This is a genomic window from Trinickia diaoshuihuensis, from assembly GCF_003390925.1.
GTDB classification, from domain to species: domain Bacteria; phylum Pseudomonadota; class Gammaproteobacteria; order Burkholderiales; family Burkholderiaceae; genus Trinickia; species Trinickia diaoshuihuensis.
In genome coordinates, this window is the sequence record NZ_QUBS01000013.1 from 56893 (window position 1) to 62892 (window position 6000).

Here is a 6000-nt window from a genome sequence, read left to right on the forward strand (position 1 = left end):
ACAGAACGTGCGGAGTGCGCAGCTCGGGACGTCATCCGAGGACTATCTGCCTCCACGCAGTCGGCAGACCGCGTATTGTTGCGGGCTCCGTACCCCGCCACGGCTTACTCAGTGCCATACTTAGCTAATCCGGAAATTGGTGCGTCGTATATTAATACACTCGGATACCTCATATAAGCGCGCCTGTAAGTCTCACAATAAGGATCAAGATCAAGATGAGTGGAGCAGATAATCTAAGGGGCATCGACTACCAGGTGGCCTATTCTCTTCTGGTTGCCCTGATAGCACTAAAGGGTGATTTCGGACGCGTATCTTCATTCAAATTTGAGAGCCTAACTGAAGACGAAGAGGATATGAACGTTTTCTTTGAGAACGGATCTTCTCACTTCATACAAGTAAAAAAGAGGAACGAAGGTTATCATTGGACGCCGAGTGAATTGCGCGACATTTTTGAGAAGTTTCATAGTAAAAATACAGATAGCGTCTCCAATTTTTTGTTCGTATCAAATGCAGCCGGAAGTGTTGATGTCGTAGAGCTTAAAAAGGTTTTATCGGGTGGGGCGGGGCTGTCCGAAGAAATCAAAGCTAAGTTTAAGCCCAAGAGCGCATCCGACGACGATTTTGTTAGTCTTTTGAATAAAATTCAGATCTCTACGAGATTTTTTCCTTCGAGCGACGATTCGAAGCCGGCCGAATCAATAGAAAGGAAAATAAAGGAGATTTTGCAAAGTCATCCATTTCAATTTGATGGCAGTATAAATGATCTGTATCGAAATCTTTGGAAGATAGTTTTCGATTTGTCAAAAAATTCGAGCAAGATAACAAAAGAAGACATATTGAAAACTTTTAGAGCGAGCGGGCTGTCGATTATCTCGGAGCCATGGCTTTCAATGCCTGAGGTCAGCGCGTATGTCGAAAGACGTGCTGATGAAATTGTATTCAAAGGCCTGCTCGAGGGTAAGGCAAGGTTGCACGTTATTTACGGTCTTAGTGGTGTCGGGAAAACGTCATTTTCGGCAGGCATGGCGAAACAGCTTATCAAACTCGGCAAACGTGTGTTTTGGTGCTCAATCAACAAGCTAACCACTACAAATGATTTCGTTAGACTTCTTGCTAGCTTCACGTCGTTCCATGGGGAACAACGGCATTCCTCCGCAATCCTCGGAGCGGAAAGAGCCAACCTAGCAAAGGCAGTTGCAGCTTCGCTGAACACCAAAGATTCCTATTTCTTCCTTGATGGGGTCAATAATCTGTCGGAAGAGCTGAGACTGCTACTTGCAGATGCGCTCGAGATATTTCTAGCTAAAATTGGTGCCGGTCAGGTGATTTTGACTTCAACCGAGATTCCTGCACTTTATTCAGGACCGTATGTCGAACAAGGACAGGTTTCCGAGTACAACCTCGTTGGGCTGGCTGCTCCAGAGTGTGAGAGGTTGCTCAGGGAAAACGGTGTCGAACTCGACGAAACCGAATTGATGCGTCTTGTGCATGCCGTCTCGGGGCACCCATTCTCTATCAAACTCTACTGTCAACTTTTCTCTCAGGACAATGAAGGCCGCCACGGATTTGAGGAACTGAGTGCCAAGACAGTCAGTGCAGCGCAAGAGTATTTAATCACCAAGGCCATAGAGAGTCTGCCGGATGAGCAAAGGGGTGCAATTTTACGCCTTTCCGTTATCCCGTACAGTTTTTCAGCAGACTGGATCGATGGTTTTGTTGTCACGAATTATTCTCTAAAATTGATTTTGAGGGAATTGAAGCGGAAAAGTCTACTCGCCTTTGATGGTGCTAATTATACAGTCCACGACCTGGTTCGCTCTTCGTGTTTAAGTCTGCTCTCCAAAAGAGAAGCAATTCTTCACAATCACAAAATGGCTGAGTTGTTGCGCATTCAGTTAAGCGAAGGGATTGAAAAAGGTAATAACATACTATATGAACATGGATTTAAGTGGGCTTATCATGTGGAGAACAGCACTGGCGCCAATTTAAGCGGAGGAGTGCTTGAGCGTCTTTTATGGCTGAAAAACGAGGAGTTGGACGCACTTTGGGCAATAGATAGATACGGTTATCCATTCGACTACTTTAGCTCTGAGCTTAACCATAGCAAGGGGCAAGTTGAAAAACTGCTACAACTGGGGTTCGTGCAGCCATTCAGTGGCAAGCAGGATGCTAGACGGGGACACCGCTCATACGAAACAATTGGGCTTGCCAACGATGAATTTGCCCATGTATTTCTCGTTTATCTTTGCATCTCACGAGGAATATCCAATCACATGGGTTATATCGAGATGTTCGAGCCAAATTATGCTTGCGATAATCAAGCGGGTGTGATTTGCATATGGGAGCACTGCATTGAACTTATGCCATTGCCTCCAATTACGAGGGCGGAGCACGCAACGCACATTGATTTTCTACGGGCGCAGTTTGTAGCGGGGGCATATGCAGAAAAGCCGCCCGAGATACAGGAAATGCTCGCGAAGCAGATTGAAGAGGGCGTGCCTGACGATGCGCCGGAAGAGCCGGACGTTGAGATGGATGCTGCGAAATGCCCGATTTTTGGGCATTGTTGTCCGGGTGGTTCAGAGCAAGCGGCAGCGTGCAGAGCCGGTCTAGATGAAGACGAGCCGGAAGCCGGATAACGACGCCGTCAAGTAGCACTAGTTGGGTTCGGATCCGGTGGCCCGGGCCGCCATTGAACGGCAACCGCGACAAGGAACCAGGGGGGGCGTTAGTTTGCAACGTCCTTCTTCGCTGCCGCAAAGCTTCATGGAGACACGACTGGCGATCCGGATGCTGAATGCTCTTAGAGATCTTTGCCCGCGAGGCAGCTGAGGCGCTTTCAAGTTAACCCAACCGGCGTCCTCGAAAACCCGTGTAATTCAGGCCTTGGAGCAAGACGTACACTAAGCATTCAAAAAACCAGACAGCGAATGTGCAAACGCGCGTGCCTGCTCATCGTATCTACTGCACAAGTGCAGAAACATTTCCTCTTGGGACACTATCCTGTTTCGAATCAATGCGGCGTACAACCTCTTCCCATCTGGATTGTTGATGCCTGGATTTTCTTCCGCAGATAACCGTGGCCAATGATTCCCGTCCGTATATTCAATAAAAATCTGTTTTTCGATGCTTTCCCATGGTAGGAATTCGATATTTCTACGCTCTCGAGCGTAACGCAATCCACGCTGATCACCATCCAGAACGGAAATAACGTTGTCTTCAGTGGAAAAGAAGTGTTGATTGCAATTCCTGTCCATCAGTTTGACTGTGTTGGTTCCGCCGCCGATAAATATAATTTTGTATTTGTAAAATATCTTGGGGAGATATTTCTTAATGCAAAATTCAATGAAATTTTCCAGCACATCGTCTTCGGTGAGAATGTATTTGTCCCATCCTGAAAATCCGAATAGCAGGCTCTTTGCATAGTTGAAAGAAACGGGCTGAATATCGAGCACGCCGTCTTGTGATTCGATGTAATGCAATTCATTGGCCCGTAGAGTTCCCATGATCGCAAGCGAATGCGTCGTGAATACAACGTTCACCGCATATTTCTGACAGTACAGCCTCAGTTGATCTGCAAGCTTTGCTTGGGCGGCGGCATCAAGGGAAATATCGACCTCATCGATAACAATCAGCTTTTTGCCTGACACGATGTTTCGGTAGAGCGATATCAGAAAATATTCTCCAGAACTGAGATAGTCTTCCCGGATGTATCTACTCTCATCAAGAATGAGGCAATAGTAAGTTCTTTTCTTAATGGTAATGCAGCGTAGATTGTCAAATTTTCTACTGCCGTAGATCGCACGGAAAAGCTCAATCAGCTCATCCGGGCGCGTGTAATTTTCAAGGACGATGTTACGTCGAATTTCGTGATCGGCATCGCTGATACTCTGAAAAAAATTGAAACGATCGCCATAGGGCATCGGAAGCTCAACTTCGAGACTATCTCGAAGTTGCTGTGCGACCACTGCCTTGCAGTTAAGACTCTTAAGTTTGGGATCGAATATAAAAACATATTCATAGGGATCGCACGAATAAATTATCTTGCTCGATGCCGAGAAAATGCTGTCGATGGCCGTTTTCTTGAATGTGTCCGCTATGCGAAGGTTGCGCAATGCTTTAATAATGGTGGTCTTCCCGATCCCATTGCGCCCGACCAGGCAGGTAATTCCATTATCGTCGAGGTTAAGAGCTAGCTCTGCTGAGCGAACGTGTTGCACGTTCTCAATTTTCAGGATCAACTTCATTTTGATCCTTGGTGCATAAGGGTGTCGATTACGGTGACACCATATTTTTTGCGGAGCTTATCGAGATATGCCGGATCGACGGTGTTTACGTAATTTACGTAGCCGGAAAGTTGTTCCGTGGCTTTAGTGAGGTCTTTCTCTGAAAAGTCACGAAATTTCGCGTTATCCGTAATGTAAAAATGAAGCATTGTTTCGATCTGTTGCTTCAATTTTATATCGACGGAAACGACTCCGTTCGGCAGTATCACCAATCCGAGAAGTTTGATTTTTCGGCCGACGCTGGTAATCTTTGTTTTTTCCGGATTGAGTTTGAATTGAGCTAATCCGACGGACTGAAGCATCTCTTCGATAACGGCTGCGAGATTGGTGAGTTCATCCCTGTTTTGCGAAGAGACGATCAGGTCATCGGAGTAGCGCGTGTAGACCATCCCGCGCAATGCGCAATAGTCTTCGAAACGATCGTCGAAGGAACGCAGCACCGCATTACTGATGAGCGGGGAGGCAGGAAAGCCAATTGGTAACGTACCGTCGATCGTAACCAGTTCGATAATTCGATCGACATGATCCAACACGTCGGAGATCGGTGTGCGCGCTGCGACGTTCTCAATGACTGCGCGCACCATCGTTGAATTAATATTCAGGAAAAAATCCTGGAGGTCGGCTTGAAAGAAATGTTTGTTATGCGCGTGCTTTCTCACGGCGCCGACAACATTGACACCTTTTCGGTAGGAAAATACGACCTCTTCATTAACATCAAGGTATTCGAATAGAAACAGATTGAGGAAACTATGATAGATCTTCAACGTCTTGTCTGGCGCATAGACAAGACGTTCCTTCGACACTTGGGCTCCACCTACGTTGAGGGGTTTGTATCGGGAACTCAAGGCTTCGCCTATGAAGTCACGATAGTCGTATTTGCCGTGGTACATCGCCCGAAACAGCTCTGCGAGTGGCTTCTTAGTCATAGAGGCACATGAGGTAAGGTCGACAGGCCTGTCTCTCGATACGGCCGACCGAAAACAATTATGCCGTCGGATGACAGAATAGGGGCAAAGCGGGGGAGCGAGAAGGTCTCGCTTTTTGACAGCATTTACAATTTGGGCGGCGACCTCAAAGAGGCGCACCGCCCAATCGTAAAGTGGATGCAGAGCCGGGAGAGGCCAGACATAAGACTGGAGATACTCCTAGTCGCTGGCATAACAGTAGCCTACCGCAACTCGCCGCGCAGCGCAACGAGCCGTGTCGGCATGGCTCGATTCCGTGGGGCAGTTGCGTTGGCTGACCCGGTCTCGCAGGCTGCGTCGCCCTCGAGTCGCTGCGTAGGAATACGGTCCTCCTGTTCATCGGAACCGAAGCAGCGGCTCGCGAACGTCCGCTCGCGGTGTGCGCGAGCGCCTTATATTTGTCGCCGGATACATGTCATCCGAGTTTCGCGAGCAAACTTTGCGGATTCAGACGCGTATATCGCTTCAACATCTGCATGCTCCGATGTCCCGTGACGGACGCTACTTCCATCGGATGCAATCCCTTTTCGAAGAGCCGTGAAGCCGCCTCATGCCGGAGATCGTGCCAGCGCAGCGTCAGCAACTCAGAGTCCTTCGTTCCGGCCGCTTGGAGGGGGCGCTTCCAGACACAGATCACCGCATTTACGCTGGTAGCAAAGACTGTGTCACCTTCCGGCATAAAGGAGCCGGGTATTTCCGGCATATAGGCGCCAGTAGAAGTGGGTAGAAACGAGCATCTTTGCGGTTCA

At 48.1% G+C, this 6000-nt stretch carries 4 protein-coding genes; 1 reads left to right on the forward strand and 3 read right to left on the reverse strand.

Annotated elements, in window-relative coordinates; all coding sequences use genetic code 11:
- Positions 1-215: 215 nt before the first annotated feature.
- Entirely contained in the window at positions 216-2639 is a 2424-nt protein-coding gene (locus tag DXT59_RS02310) for an ATP-binding protein (RefSeq protein WP_116135317.1), read from the forward strand.
- A 264-nt stretch (positions 2640-2903) separates the two neighbouring features.
- On the opposite strand, the gene DXT59_RS02315 is transcribed toward DXT59_RS02310, so the two are convergent.
- The 3 genes from DXT59_RS02315 to DXT59_RS02325 form a co-directional block, all read right to left on the reverse strand.
- The gene (locus tag DXT59_RS02315; RefSeq protein WP_116135318.1) at positions 2904-4247 is read right to left on the reverse strand and encodes an AAA family ATPase; all 1344 of its coding nucleotides are present in this window, start codon (positions 4245-4247) and stop codon (positions 2904-2906) included.
- Complete coding sequence (locus DXT59_RS02320) at positions 4244-5212, reverse strand: reverse transcriptase domain-containing protein (protein ID WP_116135319.1); 969 nt, start codon at positions 5210-5212, stop codon at positions 4244-4246. The genes DXT59_RS02315 and DXT59_RS02320 overlap by 4 nt, the downstream gene beginning before the upstream one ends.
- Positions 5213-5666: 454 nt before the next feature.
- On the reverse strand, positions 5667-6000 hold a 334-nt coding region (locus DXT59_RS02325; protein ID WP_162877913.1), incomplete at its 5' end, for a tyrosine-type recombinase/integrase.

Excerpts from the sequence above, each read along its gene's own strand:
- DXT59_RS02315 (WP_116135318.1), bottom strand. The coding sequence starts at position 4,247 with ATGAAGTTGATCCTGAAAATTGAGAACGTGCAACACGTTCGCTCAGCA.
- DXT59_RS02310 (WP_116135317.1), top strand. The coding sequence starts at position 216 with ATGAGTGGAGCAGATAATCTAAGGGGCATCGACTACCAGGTGGCCTAT.
- DXT59_RS02320 (WP_116135319.1), bottom strand. The coding sequence starts at position 5,212 with ATGACTAAGAAGCCACTCGCAGAGCTGTTTCGGGCGATGTACCACGGC.